This is a genomic window from Limnohabitans sp. 2KL-1, assembly GCF_003063435.1.
In the GTDB taxonomy this organism is placed as follows: domain Bacteria; phylum Pseudomonadota; class Gammaproteobacteria; order Burkholderiales; family Burkholderiaceae_C; genus Limnohabitans_A.
Map to the genome: position 1 here is coordinate 128163 of NZ_NESL01000007.1, position 19318 is coordinate 147480.

Sequence of the window (19318 nt, forward strand, 5' to 3'; positions counted from 1 at the left end):
ATTGGCATGTTGTTTGCATAAATTATTTCGATGCGTTGGATTGGCTGACGATCAATTTGTTGTTCTCTCACTCTTAAAGGACTGAAGATATGAAAAAACGTTCGACTTTGCGACTTGTGGCGGTGGCTGCCATTGCACCAATTTGGTTCGTGGCTGCTGCGCAAGCACAAGAAGTGCTCAAAATAGGTGTGAACGGTGTGATGTCTGGCGAAGCCGCATCCTGGGGGCTCGTCAACAAGTACTGCGCAGAAACCACAGCGGACATGTACAACGCCAAAGGTGGTGTTGAAATCGGTGGCAAGAAGTACAAAATCGAAGTGGTGGGTTTGGACGATAAAAATGATCCCAAAGTTTCGGTGACCAATGCCGAGAAGCTGACCAGTCAGGGCATCAAATACATCATTGGTCCGAACATTGACACCACGGCCTTGGCTGTGAAGCCGGTGATGGAACGTGCCAAGGCATTGCACTTCCCCTATGCCTTTGCCAAGGAACTGTACAAAGCACCGGCCAACGCATCGGTGTTGGGCATGGTGGCCAGTTACCAAGTCGGTCCGATCATCTACGAATACCTGAAAACCAAAAAGGGTGCCAAATCAATCGCTTTCTTGGCACGCAATGAATCAGATGCCAAGAACCAACAGGTCGAAGGCGTAGAGGCCGCTAAAAAATTAGGTTTGAAGGTGGTTGCCGAGCAGGACAGCTATGAACCCGGAACCAAGGACTTCATGCCAGTGATGACCAAGATCATCAAGACCAAGCCAGATCACATTGTGCTGTCGGGTGTGGCACCAGCCGATGCACCTTTGTTGAACAAGGCCGCGCGTGATCTGGGTTTCAAGGGCACCATTTCCACTGAAACAGGTCAGGACTCCAAGATATTGGCGCAAGTGGCGGGCGATAAAGCCAAAGGTTTCATGAGCGTGGGCGGCGCATCAACCCCGTCGATTCAGTCGGATTACATGAAAGAGTTCATAGGCGCTTATAAAAAGCGCGTGGGCGAATGGAACGACGAAGCCGGCACCAAGGTTTACGCGCTTGAGTTGATCTTGGCTGTGCTCAAGAAAAACCCTGCTGCGGTCAATGACGTTGAGGTGTTCAAGAAAGAAATGGCAACGTTCTCGATGACCAATCCTTTTGTCAAAGGCGGCGCAACCAAACTGGAATTCACCGGCAATGCAGACTTTGGTCGTCGCAGTCAGGTTGGCGTTCCTTTGGTTGTGAACGAGTTTGACGGCAAGGAATTTCAGACACTGTTTGTTGGAACAATCAAGAACTGACAGGCGGCGACTTCCATGGACTCAGACGCACGCCCGAGTCCATTCGCTTGCTTTCGAATCGCGCCTGCTACAGGCCGATTCGAAAACTTTATCTCTCTTCACTCGCTAGGGTTTTAAACCATGCTCCAAGTGATGGTCAATGGATTGGTCCTGGGATGTGTGTATGCACTCATTGCTCTTGGACTGACCATGGTGTTTTCAATCATGCGCGTCGTGAACTTTGCCCACGGGCAAATGTTCATGCTTGGTGCATTTATTTGTTATTACGTGTATGGCCAATTCGGTATGCCCTTTTGGTTCGGACTGCTGAGCGCAGCAGCTGCATTGGCGTTGGTGGGTGTAGCGTTCAACCGGTTTTTCTTTCAACCGGTTTTGGCCAACGCCACCCGTGAAGAAAATTCCATGCTCATGGCGGTGGGAACGGCCTTGTTGCTGGAAAACCTCGCGTTGACAGTTTTTGGTGAAAAACAGCGTGGTGTACCTGCTGTGGCGGATGGTGTCTGGGTGTTTGGCGATGTGGCTGAAGGCGGCGTGATCCTGACGCATGCGAATGCGTTGGTTGCAGCTTTATCGGCGGTCTTCATTGTGGCGTTGCTCTTGTTTGTGCAATACAGCCGACCAGGCCGGGCGTTGCGTGCTGTGGCGCAAGACAAAGAAGCTGCGCGGCTGCAAGGCGTGAATGTCAAAGCCACCACCACATTGGGGTTCGCCATCGGGGCTGCGCTGGCGGGTTTGGCGGGGGCCTTGCTGGTCACGGTCTATGGTGTGAATTCCGGGGTGGGAACAGGTTACTCCACCAAGGCCTTCATCATGATCATGATCGGTGGTGCAGGCGTCACATCCGGTGCCATTGTGGGGGGCATCCTGTTAGGGTTTGCTGAGGCGATTGGTTATGACCTGTTGCCAGGCAGTGTGACGTACTTACTGATTTTTGTCGGGATGATCGTGTTCCTGATCTTCAAGCCCAATGGGCTTTATGGCAAGCCTTGGGGTTGAGGGAGAGATACAGATGAAAATTCTGAACCAACGCGATGGTGTCATCGCCATTGCTTTCTTGGCACTGCTGGCGGTATTGCCGTTATTTGTGGGTGATTCGCGGTACATGTTGTCAGTGCTGATGAACTGTGCGGGTCTGTCTATCATTGCTTTTGGGGTGTGGATCACTTTCACCATCGGGCGCATCAATATTGGGCAGGCAGGTTTCGCCTTGATTGGGGGGTACACCACGGCCATCGTGTTGTCAAAGCTGGGATGGAGTTTCTGGTTGGCTTTGCCCGCGTCCGCCGTGGTCGCTGCCTTGTTGGGTGCCGTGATTGGCAGTGCCATCCTCAAGCTCAAGGGGATTTATTTTTCAATGCTCACGATTTGTCTGACCGAGTCGATCCGGCTGGCATTTCTGAATGGCGGCGATCTCACGCAAGGCAGTAAAGGTATCACCGGTCTGGCGCAACCCTTTGCGACCGATTCGCCCCTGCCCATGTATTACCTGGCGTTGGCACTGTTGGCTGTGGCGCTTTTGATCACGTGGTGTGTGCACTATTCAAGGTTGGGGCGTATCTTCCGCGCCATGCGCTTGAATGAAGACCTGGCGGAGAGTTTTGGCACGGATGTGTGGCGCTACCGGGTTCTGGCGTTTGCCATGGCCTGCGGTTTGGGTGGTTTGGGTGGAAGCTACTTTGCCGTGTTCACACAGAGTGTTTACCCCCAAAGCTTCACGGTTGAGCACAGCATTTATTACATGCTCTTTTGTTTTTTGGGTGGGCTGGAATACGCCAGTGGTGCCATGATCGGCGCGTTTGCTCTGACCATCCTGTTTGAACTGCTGAGTGAGTTCCAGCAATACCAGACCTTGGTGTATGGGGTCTTGATGATTGCCGTGATTTTGCTCATGCCCAATGGCCTGATGTCAATCCGCGCCCGACAGGAAGGAGTCCGGAAATGAGTACATCCATTTTGGAGGCACGTCACATCACCAAGCGGTTTGGAGGGCTTACCGCCAATGAAGATGTGAGTTTGCACTTGACGGGTGATCCTGGTCAGGTGGTGTCGGTGATTGGACCCAATGGCGCCGGTAAAAGTACTTTTTTCAAGATGCTTTCGGGCTTTTTAACTCCGAGCAGCGGCCAGATTTTGCTGTTTGGGCAAGACATCACGGGCATGAGCCCGCACAAAGTGGCCCGACTGGGGTTGGTTCGCACATTTCAGGAAACCACCATCTTTCCTGACCTGACCGCGATGGAGCATGTTTCTTTGGCGCATCAACTGCACCGCACCGCCTCTGATTTGGAGGTGGTGTTGCGTTTGCCGCGTGCGCGACAGGATGAGCAAGTCCTGGCACAAAGTTCACGAGACATTCTGGCGCTGATGGAACTGTCGGCCAGTGCCGATACCCAGGCGCGCTATCTGCCCCAGGGTTTGCTGCGATTGCTGGGTATTGCCATGGGATTGGCGGCCAAGCCCAAAGTCTTGTTGCTGGACGAGCCTTATGCTGGATTGAATCCTGAAGAAACCCATCGCGCCGTGGCCATCACACGCAAGATCGCTGCTTCTGGGGTGACTGTGTTGCTGGTGGAGCATGACATGAAAGCGGTCATGGCCATCAGCGACCGCATTCACGTGCTTTATTTCGGCAAGAAAATTGCAGAAGGCACACCTGAAGAGATTCGAAACAATCCCCAGGTGATTGAAGCCTATCTGGGCCAAGAAGATGAGGAGTTGGGCCTGTGATCACACCATTGCCAATATCAGCCCATGCTGGCAGCAGCGAGCAACCGCATCTGGCGCTGAGCTCTGTTTCGCTGCGATACGGTGAAGTGCGTGCGCTTGAAAACGTGACCCTCAAAGTGCCGCGCAGCAGCATCGTTGCCTTGATCGGTGCCAACGGCGCAGGCAAGTCATCGGCATTGCGTGCCATTACAGGATTGCGGCCTGTGGTGGCCGGGGAGGTCAAGATCAACGGCCAGGTGATCAACAGCGCCACACACACTGTTGCAACACATGAGTTGGTTCGGCAAGGTGTGGCCATGGTGCCGGAAGGTCGGCATGTGTTTCCCTACATGAGCATCAAGGACAACTTGCTGATGGGGGCCTACACCCGCAACGACAAAGCAGAAATAGCCATCGATCTGGAGAAGGTCTGTGAGCGTTTTCCAAGGCTCAAAGAACGTTTTCACCAGCAAGGCTCCAGTCTGTCGGGTGGCGAGCAGCAAATGGTGGCCATTGGCCGGGCACTGATGGCAAGACCCAAATTGCTGCTGCTGGATGAACCGTCTTTGGGCATTGCACCGCAGGTGATCCGTTTGATCGGTCGCAGCTTGATCGAAATTAACCAGCGCGATGGCATCACCATTGTGCTTGTGGAGCAAAACAGTCGGATGGCCTTGGCGCTTTCCTCATACGCCTATGTCCTTGAAACAGGGCACGTCGCACTGGAGGGTGATTCCAAAGCACTGATGACGAATGACCATGTCAGGCGCCTGTATCTCGGAGGCTGATAGGATTAGTTAACCTGGAAATGACACTGTGACTGCACCCAAATCCTTCAGCATCCAAGACATCTACGACCGCATTTATGCGGCCATCAGTGAGCGCCGCCTGTTGCCGGGCACCAAGCTGAGTGAGGAAAAACTGGCGGAGGTGTTCTCCACCAGTCGGACCCGGATTCGAGAAGTGTTGATGCGTTTGAATCAGGAATTGATTGTGGAGACGCACCACAATCGGGGAGCTTTTGTAGCCAGCCCGAGCCAGGAAGATCTGCACAAGGTATTTGCCGTCCGCTGTGCTTTGGAACGTGCGGTCGTTCAAGCCTTGGCGCAAAAATTCAAAGGTCAGAAAGCCACCAGCTTGCGCCAACATCTTGCGCTCGAAGCCAGTGCTCGAAAAGCCGGGGATCACGCTACGCTGGCGCATTTGACCGGTGCTTTTCATGTGCGCTTGGCCGAGGCCACCGATAACCACATTTTTGCCGACAGCGTTCGTCGATTGGTGGCGCTGACCGGCTTGGTCATTGCTCAGTTCGACGCCGACCAAAGCGCTTGTCCCGAGAACGAACACGATGAGATTGTCAAAGCCATTGAGGCAGGCAATGCCACTGGCGCTGAGAAATTGTTGCTGCACCATTTGAACCACGTGGAAAAAGCGATTCAAACGCCGGAACCCATCGAGGAAACCTTGGACTTTGCTGTGCTTCTGGGCATGAGTGTGGCCAAGAGTGCACCGTCATCCGCTTTGAGCAAGAAAAGAAAAGCGTGAGGTCCTCCCTCCATGGGTGGTGACCGCGCTTTGTTCGATGTTGACAAAGTGCCCGTTGATGGTGGTCTCGTTCAGGGTGTCAGGTGAGCGGCCCACAGTATGCCGGTTTGTGCCGTGGTACCGGTCTCATGCTGACGCACGCAAGGCTCTAAGCAGATATTGAAGAGGACCTGCTACTTTAAACGGCGGGCGCTGCAAAGCGCCCCTGCAGATAGGCCACGATGGCCCCCGAGTCCTGCAACCAGCAGATTTGTCCGTCGGCCTCGGTGATTTGAAGACACGGCACTTTGGTTGCGCCGCTGCCTTGCAGCAGTTGTTCGCGGTTGGCCGCGTTGTGTTGCGCGTCGCGCTTTTCAATGGGCAGCGACAGGCGGCGCATTTCCTGGCGCACCTTGATGCAAAACGGGCAGGTGCTGAACTGGTACAGCGCCAGGCTTTGGCATTGCTGGTCGACCGCCGCTTGAGCGACTGGTGCGCGTTGCACACCAGCCGGTTGGGTCAGGCGCTCTTTTAGCAGCATGACAGGACCCAGCACAACGCGCAGGGTTCTGAAGAAAGTACGGATCACGGTTTTCATGGGTGTTTTAAGTTTTCGAGATGGGGTCAGATGGGGGCGAACACAGGGCTTTCATCATATTGCGGGTGTTCGATGACGGTGCTAACGAACAGCAATGTAGCCCTTGGCAATGGCAGCGGCTTCGTCTTTGAAAATCGCCATGGCCGTATTCATTGAATGAAAGCCCAGTCCACGGTAAAAGTCTTCTTTTCCGGGGACGGCGTAAAGAATGATTTTTTGGTGGCCTTGTGAGAGCGCTACCAGCCGACGAACGATGGCTTTGCCGAGCCCCGTACCTTGATGACTGGGTAAAACTGCCACATCGCAGAGGTAAGCGCAGTCTGCCCCGTCCGCCAAAACACGACCTGCACCAACCAACCGTCCATCGTCGTATGCAAAGCATCGAAACATGCTGTTGCTGAACACAGTTTTCAGGTTGTTGGCTGGCTTGATTCCAAGTGGGGCAGCCAGATACAAGGCAGACAGTTCGCTCCAGTCCACGGATTCGAGTGAATCACGCCAAATCATTTTTATGTCGCCCATTTTTTACTCCTTGAGCAATCGCGCCAAATAATGCCCTGTGAAGCTCGCCTTGTTTTTAGCCAGTTGTTCCGGTGTGCCTTCGCCCAGCACCGTGCCGCCACCCGCACCACCCTCAGGCCCCATATCGATCAGCCAGTCGGCGGTTTTGATGACGTCGAGGTTGTGTTCGATGATGACGATGGTGTTGCCCGCATCACGAAGCTGGTGCAGCACCTTCAGCAACAAATCGATGTCGGCAAAGTGCAGACCGGTGGTGGGTTCGTCCAAGATGTACAGCGTGCGGCCCGTGTCGCGCTTGGACAGTTCCAGCGCGAGCTTGACGCGTTGCGCTTCGCCGCCCGACAAGGTGGTGGCGCTTTGGCCCAGGCGGATGTAGGTCAGGCCGACATCCAGCAGGGTTTGCAGTTTGCGGGCGATGTTGGGCACGGCGCTGAAGAACTGGTGCGCGACCTCTACCGTCATGTTCAAAATCTGTGCAATGTTCTGGCCCTTGTATTGCACCTCTAGGGTTTCGCGGTTGTAGCGCATGCCGTGGCACACATCGCAGGGCACGTACACATCGGGCAAAAAGTGCATCTCCACCTTCACCATGCCGTCGCCTTGGCAGGCTTCGCAGCGGCCACCGGTCACGTTGAAGGAAAAGCGCCCTGGCCCATAGCCGCGCTCGCGTGCAGCAGGCACTTCGGCCATCAGCTCGCGGATGTGGGTGAACAGGCCCGTGTAAGTGGCGGGGTTGCTGCGGGGTGTGCGGCCAATTGGCGACTGGTCCACGTTGATGACTTTGTCGAAGTGCTCCAGCCCCAAGATGGCTTCGTGCTTGGCGGCCTCGTCGTGTGCGCGGTGGATCTGGTGCGCCGCTGCGGTGTACAGCGTGTCGTTCACCAAGGTGGATTTGCCTGAGCCTGAGACACCCGTCACGCAGGTGAGCAGCCCCACCGGAAATTTCACATTCACGTTTTTCAGGTTGTTGCCGCTGGCTCCGATGATCTCGATGAAGTCCTTGCCCGCCTTGTGGCGTTTGGGAATCTCGATCTTTTTGCGGCCCGACATGTACTGACCCGTGACCGAGTCGGGTGCAGCCAGGATGTCGGCGCAAGTGCCTTGCGCCATCACGCGCCCACCGTGCACGCCCGCGCCCGGCCCCATGTCGATCACATGGTCAGCCACCCGGATCATGTCTTCGTCGTGCTCGACCACCAGCACGCTGTTGCCGATGTCGCGCAGGTGTTGCAGGGTGCCGATCAGGCGGTCGTTGTCTCGCTGGTGCAAGCCAATGCTGGGCTCGTCCAGCACATACATCACACCCGTCAGGCCCGAGCCGATTTGGCTGGCGAGGCGAATGCGCTGCGACTCGCCGCCCGACAGGGTGTCAGCGCTGCGGTCCAGGCTCAAATAATTGAGGCCCACGTCGTTCAAAAACTTCAGACGCAGTGCGATTTCGCGTACCACCTTGTCGGCAATCTCGGCCTTGGCGCCGTGCATTTTCAGGCCCTGAAAATACTGCTGAGACTCGCCCAGCGTGATGTGGCTGATCTCGTAAATGGCGCGGGCTTGATCGCCTTCGCCAATGCGCACATGGCGCGCCTCACGCCGCAAACGCGTGCCTTGGCAGCTGGTGCAGGGCTGGGTGTTGCGGTAGCGGGCCAGGTCTTCGCGCACCACGGCCGAGTCGGTCTCGCGGTAGCGCCGCGTCATGTTGGGGATGATGCCTTCAAACGGGTGCTTCTTGCTGACCTTCTTGCCCTGCGAGGCTCCGGATTCCATCACATAGCTGAACTTGATTTCTTCCTCGCCTGAGCCGTGTAACAGCACTTGTTGTGCACTGGCGGGCAGTTTTTCAAACGGGGTTTCGATGTCGAACTGGTAATGCTTGGCCAGGCTTTCGAGCATGCTGAAGTAAAAGCCGTTGCGCCGGTCCCAGCCCTTGATGGCCCCGCTGGCCAAACTGAGCGAGGGGAAGGCCACCACCCGCTCGGGGTCAAAAAACGCCATACTGCCAATGCCGTCGCAAGTCGGGCAAGCGCCCATGGGCGAGTTGAATGAGAACAGACGCGGTTCGAGCTCGCTGATGGAATAGGTGCATACCGGGCAGGAGAATTTGGCGTTGAACAGGTGTTCTTTGCCCGTGTCCATTTCCAGTGCCACGGCGCGGTGCTCGGCCAAATGCAGCGCAGCTTCAAAGCTTTCGGCCAGACGCTGACGCAGGGCGTCTCTGGCCTTGGCATCCTCCTCAGAGCGGACTTTGATGCGGTCCACCACCACGTCGATGTTGTGTTTCTCGGTCTTCTTGAGCGTGGGCAGGTCTTCCACTTCCACCGTTTGGCCATTGATGCGAAAGCGCACATAGCCCAGGGCCTGCATTTGCTCAAATACTTTTTCAAACTCGCCTTTTTTCTCACGCGCAATGGGCGCGAGGATCATGAGTTTGGTGTCTTCGGGCAGGGCCAGCACGGCGTCCACCATTTGGCTCACGGTCTGCGCCTGCAAAGGCAGGTTGTGGTCGGGGCAATACGGCGTGCCAGCGCGGGCATACAGCAAGCGCAGGTAGTCGTGGATCTCGGTCACCGTGCCCACGGTGGAGCGCGGGTTGTGGCTGGTGGCTTTTTGCTCGATGCTGATGGCGGGCGACAGGCCCTCGATCAGGTCCACATCGGGCTTGTCCATCAGCTGCAAAAACTGCCGCGCATAGGCCGACAGGCTTTCCACATAGCGGCGCTGGCCTTCGGCGTACAGCGTGTCAAAAGCCAGACTCGACTTGCCCGAGCCCGACAGCCCGGTGATCACCACCAGCTGGTTGCGCGGGATGTCGAGGTCGATGTTTTTGAGGTTGTGGGTGCGGGCACCGCGCACGCTGATGTGGGTTTGCCGCAGCGCTGACGCCAGATACCGCGCTTGTTCGGGTTCTTCGGGCAAGAGAGGGGAGTCAGCAAGTTTCACGTTGGGCGGTCAGATCAGCAAAACCTTTGATTATCCCCGCTGACACGGTTTTGGGCACCGGTGAGCGTCAATCAGGGACAATCCGGGCTTTTGCCTTTTCCCCACCGGGGTTTTTTTGGGGTCTTGTGTGGCCGACTTTTCGCCTTCTTCTGCTTCTGACGTTTTGAACATGACGCCCACCGAGCGCCGTGCAAGTGCCTCGCTGGCCAGCATTTTCGCCTTGCGCATGTTGGGTCTGTTTCTGGTGTTGCCGGTGTTTGCCCTAGAGGCGCGCAAGTACCCCGGTGGCGAAGACCCGGTCTGGCTGGGTTTGGCAATGGGCATTTACGGTTTGACCCAAGGCCTTTTGCAGCTGCCTTTTGGCATGGCTTCGGACCGGTTTGGCCGCAAGCGTGTCATTGTGCTGGGTCTGCTGATTTTTGCCCTGGGCAGTTTCTGGGCGGCTGCGGCCACTGATCTGACCGGGCTGTTGGTCGGGCGCAGCCTGCAGGGGGCAGGGGCTGTGTCGGCGGCTGTCACGGCCTTGCTGGCCGACCTGACGCGGGACGAAGTGCGCACCAAGGCCATGGCTCTGGTGGGTGGCAGCATCGGCCTGATGTTTGCGCTGTCCTTGGTGGTGTCGCCTTTGCTTGCGGCCTGGATTGGCCTGCACGGCTTGTTTGTGCTGACCGGGCTGTTGGCGCTGTTGGGCGTGGGCGTGATCATCTGGGGCGCACCGGCTGCGCCCGCGCCTGTGCCAGGGCAGGGCCGCGGGCGCTTGCGCGAGGTGCTGGCCCATGCCGACCTGATGCGGCTGAATGTGGGGGTGTTCGTCTTGCACGCGGTGCAGCTGGCCATGTGGGTGGCTGTGCCCGCCTTGCTGGTGCAGGCCGGGCTGCAGACGGCACAGCACTGGCGGGTGTATTTGCCCGCCGTGCTCGTCTCGTTTTTGTTTTTGGGTGTGGTGTTTGCCTTGGAGCGGCGCGGGCATCTGAAAAAAGTGTTTTTGGTCTCGATCGGCCTGATCATGCTGGTGCAAGCGGGTTTGCTGCTGCAGTCCATGGGCACCACCAGCCTGGGGGGGGTGTCGGGCTTGCTGCTGGTGTTTTTCTGTGGCTTCAACGCGCTGGAAGCCACGCAACCCAGTTTGGCCTCGCGCATTGCCCCCCGTGCCATGCGCGGCACGGCCATGGGGGTGTACAACACTTTGCAGTCGCTGGGCTTTTTTGTCGGCGGACTCATGGGCGGCTGGCTGGTCAAATCCTGGGGTAGTCCAGCGTTGTTTTTGTGCTGCGGGGCGGCCATGCTGGCCTGGTTATTGCTGGCCTGGCCTATGCAAACGCCGGGCCGCAGTGTGCCGGTCGGGCAGGCAGCCTGAGACGCGGGTCACCCGGCTGAGCGGCAGGGGAATGGCCCCATAATTCAAACATCATCGAGGAGTTTTCATGGCATCCGTCAACAAAGTCATCATCGTCGGCAACTTGGGTGCCGACCCCGAAACCCGTTACCTGCCGTCTGGCGATGCGGTAACCAGCATTCGGGTGGCCACCACCGACCGTTACAAAGACAAGCAGTCCGGCGAAATGCGCGAAGCCACCGAGTGGCACAGCATCAGCTTTTTTGCCAAGCTGGCCGAGATCGCTGGTCAGTACCTGCGCAAGGGCAGCCAAGTCTATGTCGAGGGCAGCCTGCGCACCCGCAAATACACCGACAAGAACGGTGTTGAAAAATACGCCACCGACATCCGCGCTGACAGCATGCAGATGCTGGGCAGCCGCCAAGGCATGGGCGGGCCGTCGGACGATGCAGGTGGTGGCGGCGGTGGCTATGCCCCGCGCCAGTCGGCCCCCGCTGCCCGCCCTGCGGCCGCACCCGCCCAGCGCCCGGCTGTTGCACCCAAACCGGCAGCCAGCAGTTTCGATGACATGGACGACGACATCCCGTTTTGACGGACTGAAGTCGGTTTCCGGCCCTTAACCCGCAGTCTGTGCTGCGGGTTTTTTAACGACAAAAATTTTCCATGACCGACCGCACCTCTGCTTCATCGGTACAGCATCTGGGTTTTGCTTGGTTCGCCATGGTCATGGGCCTGTGCGGGCTGTCATTGGCTTGGGCGCGTGCGACACCCCACTTGGGTGCGGTGGCCTTGCAGATCTCTTTCGCTGTGGGCATTTTGGCCGGCGGGGTGTGTGGCGTGCTGCTGCTGGGCAAACTGTGGCGGGTGATGTGTTTTCCGGCGGCAGTGCTGGCGGATGCAAGCCACCCCTTGCGGCATGTGTTTGTGGCCGCCATCCCTTCCTCCTTGGTTTTGCTGCCCACGGTGTCGGTGGTGCATGGGGGATACAGCCCATGGGCTGATGCGGTGTGGATGCTGGGCGCTGTGGGTTTGCTGGTGGTCACCTTGGGGGTGGTTCGACGTTGGCTGCAGCCTGCACTGAGCGCGCAGGACTTTTGGTCCGCGATGACCCCTGCATTGTTCATTCCTGTGGTGGGCAATGTGTTGCCCGCTCTGGCTGGCGTGAGTCTGGGGCATCCAGTGTGGGCCGCTGCACAGTTCGGGTTGGCGGCCATGTTGTGGCCGGTGGCCTTGGTGCTGGTTCTGGTGCGCATTGGCATGGTCGGTTTGTGGCCACTGCGCATGTTGCCTGCCACATTCATCACCATCGCTCCGCCTTCTGTGTTGGCCTTGTCCGGCCACCAGTTGGGCGCGCCCGAAGTGCTGGTGCACATGCTTGCCGGCGTGGCCTTGTTTTTTACGCTGGTGTCCTTGACGGTCATGAAACGCTGCTTGCAGCAGCCTTTTGGCATGTCGTTTTGGGCCATGTCATTTCCTTTGGCGGCCTCTGCGGCACTGGGCTTGCACCTGTCGCCGGTGCAAGGGGGGGTGAAGTGGGTGGCTGTGTTGTGGTTGACGTGGGTCACCGGTGTCATCGGTGCCTTGCTCTTGGCCACGCTGCGCGGGTTGGTGCGGGGCCAGTTGCTGGTGCCCGAAGTCGCAGGCCAGGCACCAGGCGCAACCCCGGATCGGGGCCAGCCGTGAGCCAACGCGTGACCGGACGGCGAAGCTCGGTCAGAATGGGGCCATGAACGAAATCACATCCCGTTTTTTGCCGCAAGAGGACGTGCAGCGGCGTGAATTGCACAACGAAGTGCACGCACGTCCTTCGGCCCGCGTGCGGCTGCCAGCCCTGATCGTCTACGTGGCGGTGCTCAACGATGGCATTTCGCGTGAGCAGGAATGGGCGCATTTGCGGCAGTTGCCCGGTCATGCTGATCTGGAGTTGGCACGTTTGCAAGGCAACTTTTTGCGCCTGCGCTGTGACCACTTCACCGTCAAGTGGGAACGACACACCGAGTTCACCCGCTACTCCATCGTGCAGTCTTTGCCCGCACACGCCCATTGGGGGGCCGAGCTGCCGGAGTTGGCCCAGCATGTGGCCACGGGCACCGAGTGGTTGCGCGGCCTGCCTGGGCAAACCATGGCCGCGATCCATCTGGGCATGGTGCAAGCAGAGATGGTCACACCTGAGCTGATACCCACGGCGCAGGCTTGGCTGGGTGAAGGTGTGGTGCTGGGCTCGCGCATGGGCAACACCACCGAGGGGCTGCCGCACTCGTGCATCCTGACGCATTTCCGCATTGGCAACGATGGTTTCGAGCGCATGTTGGTGGTGGCTCCCGACGGCACAACCGAGGCGCGTGCGGGCCGCATTTCGCAACGCTTGCTGGAGCTGGAAACTTACCGCCTGATGGCATTGCGGGGTTTGCCTGTGGCCAAAAATCTCTCGTCCATGCTGTCTGCCGCTGAAGCGCAGTTGGCCGACATCACCGGTTTGCTGGAACGCAAGGGGGAAAGCGATCAGGCGTTGCTTGATTTGCTGGTGGCTTTGGCTGCCCGCATTGAACGGGCGACAGCCGAGCATGGTTTCCGGTTTTCTGCCACGCGTGCTTATGACGCGCTGGTCAGCCAACGTCTGGCCGAGTTGCGAGAGCGACCGATTTCGGGCACCCAGACCTTGGGTGAGTTCATGCAGCGGCGTTTGTCGCCGGCCATGGCCACGGTGCAGGCCACAGAGAAGCGGCTGGCGTCCTTGGCCGAGAGGGTTTCCCGCACCAGTGCCTTGTTGCGCACGCGGGTGGACATTGCGACCGAGGCGCAAAACCAGCAGTTGCTCGAAAAACTTACCCGGGGGCAGGACTTGCAGCTCAAACTGCAGTCCACCGTGGAAGGTTTGTCAATTGCCGCCATCAGCTATTACGTGGTGAGCTTGGTGCTGTATGCGGCCAAGGCGTTGAACAACCTTGGCCTATCTTTGCAACCCGAGATGACGGCTGGCTTGTCAATTCCGCTGGTGCTGTGGGGCGTTTACGCCACTGTGCAGCGCATACATGCTCGGATTCACAGCACTGACTGACATGGCAGCCTTCAGTGAAATCACCCCGCCTTCTGTTGGAAGGGGGCGAGGTTCTGACGCTGTCGTTTGTCTGAAGAACTGATGGGTGTAATTCAGATAGATGCGATGGTCACGGCGATAGTTTTTCAGGGCAACACCTGTGATGCCCTGAAATTTTTCGATGACATTGGCGTCATATTTCAGAAGTGTGTAGTCTGCATTCAGACCCTTCAGGGCTGAAATGGCATATGGAACGTCCAATTCCTGTTCACGTTCTTTGGCATGACTGCGTAGGGCATGAGTGTGGCGGCGATCCATGCATGCCTTTGCGGAACTGTTGCCAAGGTGAAAGATCACTGAAGGGGGGTGTGCTAAGCTGAAATCAAGGCTTTGCCACATCGTGTGGTTTGACATTGAAAAGGAGTGGAAATGGATTTGCGACTGAAAGACAAAACCGCCTTGGTGACAGGTGCCAGTGTAGGCATTGGTCGTGGCATTGCCAAAGCGCTGGCAGCAGAGGGGGTCCGGGTTGCCGTTTCGGCTCGCCGCGTGGACAAGCTGAAGGAGCTGTCCGAGGAAATCGTGCTTGCGGGCGGGCATGCACCAGTGATCATCGAGTCGGATTTATACCTTGAGGATGCTGCGGCCCGCTTGGCTCAAGCTGCGTTGGCGGGCTTGGGCCGTGTAGATATTCTGGTGAACAATGCCGGTGGCTCGCGCAGTTTCAAGGAGCTTCATGTGAGTGAAGAGGCTTGGCAGGAAGCGATCACATTGAATTTTCACCGCCCCCGTCAGGTGGCCGATGCCCTGATAGACCAGATGATTGAGCGCCAGTGGGGTCGGATCATCAACATCACGGGTAAGAGTGAGCCCGAGCACACCAATGGCGCTTTTTGTGCCAAAGCGGGTATACACAGTTGGGCCAAAGGTTTGTCCCGCATGGTTGGAAAACACGGCATTACCGTCAATTGTGTTCCACCGGGGCGCATCCATTCCGAGCAGATTTTTCGCAACTACACACCCGAATACCGCCAGTGGCAGTGCGAAAACGAAATTCCGATGGGACGCTATGGCGAACCCGAAGACATGGCCAATTTGGTGACATTTCTGGCATCGCCTTTGGCCAGTTACATCACTGGCGCGGTGATACCTGTGGATGGTGGTTTGCGCAGATACCAATTCTGAGAAGCGCCCTGTTCAGCATATGTTGTCCTCGCGGCATGGCATGTGAGCGCAAGCAGTTATGTTGGCCGTTATCGTGAAATGGTCAGGTCCAGCTGAACGCATGCGATCAATGACCATTGATTTTGCGCTTGCGCAATGCATCGAATAAATGTTCATGAAACATGGCTGCGGCTGGACGCAGTGTGCTGCCTTGTTTGCGCAATAAACCCAGACTCCGAGAGATGGACGGGCTTTTGAGCGGCATGCCAATCACGACAGGGTGATTGGTTGGCAGCGCCGTTCGCGGTACGGCTGCGATGCCCAGTCCTGCTTCCACCATCCCCAGTAATGTGCCAATGTGGCTGACTTCGAAGGCGAAGTTGGGATTCAAACCCACTTTGCTCATGACGTCATCCAGCAACTGGCGATTGCCACTGCTGCGCGCTACTGAAATCAGGCGCTCGTTTTCAATTTGCGACCAATTGACAGACTTTCGAGTGGCCAGAGGGTGGTTTCGCCGCATGGCCACCACAAATGGATCGTTGTGGATGCCTTCAAATGTGATTTCTGGCATCAGTGTGTTCATGAAGCCAATGCCAAAGTCCGATTCTCCCGTCAATACACTTTGAAGTGTCTGATTCATGGATTCGTCAATTACCCTTATCCGGATAGAGGGGTATTTGACTGAAAAGCTGCTGATGACATGAGGCAAGAAATACAAGGCTGCCGAAGGAACGCAGGCCACCGTGACCCTTCCGCTGCGTGTGGCAGCAATGTCCGAAATGCCCAGAATGGCAGACTCCAGATCGTCAATCGCTGCCCGTGCTCTTTCAAGAAAGATGCGACCAATGCTGGTCAGTTCCACCTCGCGTGTCGTTCGGTTGAAAAGTCGGTTCCCGATGATCGACTCCAATTTTTCGATGCGACGACTCAGTGCGGGTGGTGACAGATGGATGTGGTCAGCGGCTGCTCGAAAGCTGCCACGTTCTGCGACAGCAATGAAAGCCTGAAGTTGCTGCAAATCGAAATTGATGTGTCTCATGCATCAATGATATTAAAAATTGCAATTCAATAAAAGCGGGAATTCCTGCACCATTCGCGGACTTTGAAAACAAGCACAGCAAATCGAAAGGTGTATATGAAGTTCAGCGGTAAATGGATGGCAGGTTTGGCCATGTGGGTTGCTTGCAGTTTGGCTTTGGCGCAGTCGGAAAAACCATTGACGATTGTGGTGCCGACTGCCGCAGGCGGGGGCAACGATGCCATGGCCAGAACGATTGGTCAGAAACTGGGTGTGCTGCTCAACAGGTCGGTGATTGTGGATAACAAGGCCGGGGCTAACGGGGCATTGGCCGCAGAATTCGTGGCCAAAGCGGCCCCCGATGGCAACATACTGATGTTCGGCTATATCGCCACACATGCCATGAATCCGGCGCTGCAGAAGTTACGGTATGACCCTGTAAAAGACTTTGAGCCTGTCGGGTTGGTGGGCTATTCGCCTACGCTGATGGTGGTCAATACGTCTGTGAAGGTCAAGGATGTGAAAGACCTTGTGCGTGTCCTGAAGGAAAAACCAGACCAGTTCAGCGTGGCATCTGCCGGCAATGGCACTGCGCCACACTTTGCGGCGGAACTGTTCAAACTGTCCACGCAAACATCGTTGCTTCACGTGCCCTACAAGGGCTCGGCGCCGGCCATCAATGACACCATTGGTGGACAAACACATGTCATGTTTCCCAGCCTGTTCACAGGCGTTCCATTCGTGAAGTCCGGTCGTTTGCAGGCACTGGCGATAGCTGGGCATAAACGATCGCCGATGTTGCCGGATGTCCCGACGCTCAAGGAGCAGGGTGTCGAAGGTGTCGAGGTTGATCAGTGGTATGCCATTTTTGCACCGGCCAAAACGCCCAAAGATGTGATCGCCAAACTTAATCAGGCGCTGAACAAAGTGCTGGACGACAAGGAAATCATCAAGCGCATTGAGGGTCATGGTGCGGATGTTGAAACCAGCACACCAGACCAACTGGGCGATATGGTTCGCAAGGATTTGACCAAGTGGCGTCAAGTCGTGCAAAAAGCAAAATTGCAGGCCGATTGAGATGTTCAGTTTGAATCGGAAAATTCCTTGCGTTTTGATGCGTGCAGGTACATCGCGTGGCCCATTTTTTCTCAAGGAATGGTTGCCATCTGATCCGGCTGAGCGTGATCAGGCCTTGATTGGTGCCATTGGCGCTTCTGATCCTTTGCAGCTCGATGGCTTGGGTGGCAACAGCACACTGAACAGCAAGGTGGCGATTGTTTCACGCTCGTCGCAGCCCGATTGTGATCTGGATTACCTGTTTGCACAGGTGGGGGTGGGGCACCAGTCTGTGGATACCCGTCCCAATTGCGGCAACATGTTGTCGGGCGTTGCCCCGTTTGCCATCGAACAGGGTTTGATCAATGCGCATGATGGCGTCACGACTGTGCGCATCTACAACGTCAACACGGGGGCCAAGATTGATGCGACGGTACAGACCCCCGGCGGGTATGTGACCTACGAAGGTACGGCACGCATTGATGGTGTCGCGGGTACGGCAGCCCCGATCCTGTTGAATTTTCTGGATGCCTGGGGTGCAGTGACGGGGCAGTTGTTTCCGACGGGCAACCGGACCGAGAAAATTCAGGGCGTGGAAGTCACTTGCATTGATGCTGCCATGCCGTTGATGATCCTGCGCGCGAGCGATCTGGGCTTGTCAGGTCGAGAGAGACCGGTAGAGCTGGACGCCAATGGCCATCTGCTCAAAAAAATAGAAGCCATGCGTTTGGAGGCCGGGCATCGCATGGGGCTTGGGGATGTTTCTGACAGTGTGGTGCCCAAGCCGGTGATCGTGAGCATGGGGGATGGTGTTGACAGCATCGTGTCCCGGTATTTCACCCCGCATCGCTGCCATGCCTCGCATGCTGTGACGGGGGCCATCGGCGTCAGTACTGCTTTTGCATTGCCAGGAACGGTTGCTTCGGGTGTTTTGCGTTCGGCCGGGCGTCATCTGCTGTCGGTCGTTCACCCCCAAGGTCAGATTGATATTGATGTTGAACTGGTCGGAGAGGGTGAGCAGGCCCTGGTCAGCAAGGCTGCCCTGGTGCGGACTGCTCGCAAGATCATGCAAGGCGAGTTGCACTTGCCCCACTATGTATTTCCATCCGAACCAGGTGATTCCTCGCGGCCAGGCAGCGCGAATTACCCATCAGAAGAAATCACCATCATCGTGCCCACCAGTGCCGGTGGCGGCAATGACAACATGGCCAGGGTTTTGTCCAGGAAGCTCGGTCCGGAACTTGGCCAGTCGATTGCAGTCGATAACCGTGCGGGTGCCAACGGCAGCGTGGCGGCTGAATATGTCTGTGCGGCGCGTTCGGATGGCTACACCCTGATGTTTGGCTATATCGCCACGCACGGCATCAACCCTGTGATGCAGCAAGTTCGCTATGACCCGCTCAAGGATTTTGCGCCGATTGGCTTGATTGGTCATTCGCCAAGCGTGTTGGTGGTTCATGCGGGTTCTGGATTGCGAACGGTCGGTGATTTCTTGAAAAAAATCCGCCAGCATCCGCAACGCATGAACTACGCTTCTGCCGGAGAGGGCACGGTTCCGCATCTGGCGGCCGAAATCCTGCTCCATCAAAACGGGGTCGTGGCAGAAGGCGTCACGCATGCCGGAGCTGCACCCGCCATCAATGCGGTGGTGAGAGGTCAGGCGCAGTGGATGGTGCCCAGTCTGTTCAGTGCATTACCGTATTTAAAAACAGGCAATTTGGTCGCCTTGGCCGTGGCGGGAAAACAGCGACTTTCCTGGTGGCCGGATGTCCCTACTTTTGACGAGCTTGACCTTCAGGCACTCGATTTGACGCAGTGGTATGGTCTTTTTGCGCCTGCGTCCACTGAACCTGCGGTGGTTTCCATCCTCAATCTGACCTTGAATAAAGTGCTCTCGGACGTCGAAACCGTCGGTCGCTTGCTTGAAGATGGCGTACAGGTCAGGACCAGCTCGCCGGATGAATTGCACCAGCATGTACAAGCCGAGTTGGCGCGTTGGGCGGGCATCATTTCGACCTTCCATGTGGCCGATGTTGCCGAAAGTTCGATCTGACCTTGTCGAAGGACGGCGGTGCAATCCAGCGCAGGTTCATGGCGCTTGCGCAGGGCCTTGCTACGGGTGATCAGGCGAGCGAAG

Annotated in this window: 18 protein-coding genes; 13 read left to right on the forward strand and 5 right to left on the reverse strand. The window is 56.9% G+C overall.

Going from position 1 to position 19318, the window contains the following annotated elements; genetic code table 11:
* Nucleotides 1-89: 89 nt before the first annotated feature.
* The 6 genes from B9Z47_RS14140 (at nt 90) to B9Z47_RS14165 (ending at nt 5531) form a co-directional block, all read left to right on the forward strand.
* Nucleotides 90-1280: an ABC transporter substrate-binding protein gene (locus tag B9Z47_RS14140; protein WP_108331876.1), complete on the forward strand. Its 1191-nt coding sequence runs from the start codon at nt 90-92 to the stop codon at nt 1278-1280.
* A 132-nt stretch (nt 1281-1412) separates the two neighbouring features.
* Nucleotides 1413-2276: a branched-chain amino acid ABC transporter permease gene (locus B9Z47_RS14145; protein WP_255418465.1), complete on the forward strand. Its 864-nt coding sequence runs from the start codon at nt 1413-1415 to the stop codon at nt 2274-2276.
* A 13-nt stretch (nt 2277-2289) separates the two neighbouring features.
* Nucleotides 2290-3222 (forward strand): branched-chain amino acid ABC transporter permease, encoded by a 933-nt coding sequence (locus B9Z47_RS14150; protein ID WP_108331878.1) that lies wholly within the window; start codon nt 2290-2292, stop codon nt 3220-3222.
* Entirely contained in the window at nt 3219-4007 is a 789-nt protein-coding gene (locus tag B9Z47_RS14155) for an ABC transporter ATP-binding protein (RefSeq protein WP_108331879.1), read from the forward strand. Before B9Z47_RS14150 ends, B9Z47_RS14155 begins: the two co-directional genes overlap by 4 nt.
* On the forward strand, nt 4004-4774 hold the full coding sequence (locus tag B9Z47_RS14160; protein WP_233253815.1) for an ABC transporter ATP-binding protein: 771 nt from the start codon (nt 4004-4006) through the stop codon (nt 4772-4774). Before B9Z47_RS14155 ends, B9Z47_RS14160 begins: the two co-directional genes overlap by 4 nt.
* Before the next feature lie 28 nt (nt 4775-4802).
* The gene (locus tag B9Z47_RS14165) at nt 4803-5531 is read left to right on the forward strand and encodes a GntR family transcriptional regulator (protein ID WP_108331880.1); all 729 of its coding nucleotides are present in this window, start codon (nt 4803-4805) and stop codon (nt 5529-5531) included.
* A 178-nt stretch (nt 5532-5709) separates the two neighbouring features.
* Here the strand turns inward: B9Z47_RS14165 and B9Z47_RS14170 are convergent, their stop codons facing one another.
* From B9Z47_RS14170 to uvrA, 3 genes are all read right to left on the reverse strand, one after another.
* Nucleotides 5710-6108, reverse strand: a complete 399-nt coding sequence (locus B9Z47_RS14170; protein WP_108331881.1) for a glutathione S-transferase N-terminal domain-containing protein — start codon at nt 6106-6108, stop codon at nt 5710-5712.
* Between the two features lie 81 nt (nt 6109-6189).
* Nucleotides 6190-6630: a GNAT family N-acetyltransferase gene (locus B9Z47_RS14175; RefSeq protein WP_369912346.1), complete on the reverse strand. Its 441-nt coding sequence runs from the start codon at nt 6628-6630 to the stop codon at nt 6190-6192.
* A gap of 3 nt (nt 6631-6633) precedes the next feature.
* Nucleotides 6634-9567: an excinuclease ABC subunit UvrA gene (uvrA, locus tag B9Z47_RS14180; RefSeq protein WP_369912348.1), complete on the reverse strand. Its 2934-nt coding sequence runs from the start codon at nt 9565-9567 to the stop codon at nt 6634-6636.
* Nucleotides 9568-9736: 169 nt separating this feature from the next.
* Here uvrA and B9Z47_RS14185 point away from each other — a divergent pair, with 169 nt between their 5' ends.
* From B9Z47_RS14185 to B9Z47_RS14200, 4 genes are all read left to right on the forward strand, one after another.
* A complete protein-coding gene (locus tag B9Z47_RS14185) occupies nt 9737-10924 on the forward strand; it encodes an MFS transporter (protein WP_108331918.1) in 1188 nt (395 codons plus the stop codon).
* Nucleotides 10925-10991: 67 nt separating this feature from the next.
* Nucleotides 10992-11495 (forward strand): single-stranded DNA-binding protein, encoded by a 504-nt coding sequence (gene ssb, locus B9Z47_RS14190; protein WP_108331882.1) that lies wholly within the window; start codon nt 10992-10994, stop codon nt 11493-11495.
* Nucleotides 11496-11566: 71 nt separating this feature from the next.
* Nucleotides 11567-12586 carry a C4-dicarboxylate ABC transporter gene (locus tag B9Z47_RS14195; protein WP_108331883.1) on the forward strand — a complete coding sequence of 340 codons (1020 nt, stop codon included), beginning with the start codon at nt 11567-11569 and terminating at the stop codon, nt 12584-12586.
* A 43-nt stretch (nt 12587-12629) separates the two neighbouring features.
* On the forward strand, nt 12630-13961 hold the full coding sequence (locus B9Z47_RS14200) for a DUF3422 family protein (protein WP_108331884.1): 1332 nt from the start codon (nt 12630-12632) through the stop codon (nt 13959-13961).
* On the opposite strand, the gene B9Z47_RS18450 is transcribed toward B9Z47_RS14200, so the two are convergent.
* Entirely contained in the window at nt 13887-14258 is a 372-nt protein-coding gene (locus tag B9Z47_RS18450; protein ID WP_146185808.1) for a hypothetical protein, read from the reverse strand. The genes B9Z47_RS14200 and B9Z47_RS18450 overlap by 75 nt on opposite strands.
* 111 nt (nt 14259-14369) lie before the next feature.
* On the opposite strand from B9Z47_RS18450, the gene B9Z47_RS14205 reads away from it, so the two are divergent.
* Entirely contained in the window at nt 14370-15125 is a 756-nt protein-coding gene (locus B9Z47_RS14205) for an SDR family NAD(P)-dependent oxidoreductase (RefSeq protein ID WP_108331885.1), read from the forward strand.
* Between the two features lie 106 nt (nt 15126-15231).
* Here B9Z47_RS14205 and B9Z47_RS19120 read toward each other — a convergent pair whose 3' ends face one another.
* Nucleotides 15232-16146 carry a LysR family transcriptional regulator gene (locus B9Z47_RS19120; protein WP_108331886.1) on the reverse strand — a complete coding sequence of 305 codons (915 nt, stop codon included), beginning with the start codon at nt 16144-16146 and terminating at the stop codon, nt 15232-15234.
* A gap of 96 nt (nt 16147-16242) precedes the next feature.
* On the opposite strand from B9Z47_RS19120, the gene B9Z47_RS14215 reads away from it, so the two are divergent.
* Together B9Z47_RS14215 and B9Z47_RS14220 are read left to right on the forward strand one after the other, a co-directional pair.
* Nucleotides 16243-17202, forward strand: a complete 960-nt coding sequence (locus B9Z47_RS14215) for a tripartite tricarboxylate transporter substrate binding protein (RefSeq protein ID WP_108331887.1) — start codon at nt 16243-16245, stop codon at nt 17200-17202.
* 1 nt (nt 17203) lies between these two features.
* The gene (locus tag B9Z47_RS14220; RefSeq protein ID WP_108331888.1) at nt 17204-19234 is read left to right on the forward strand and encodes a 4-oxalomesaconate tautomerase; all 2031 of its coding nucleotides are present in this window, start codon (nt 17204-17206) and stop codon (nt 19232-19234) included.
* The last annotated feature ends 84 nt before the right edge of the window (nt 19235-19318 follow it).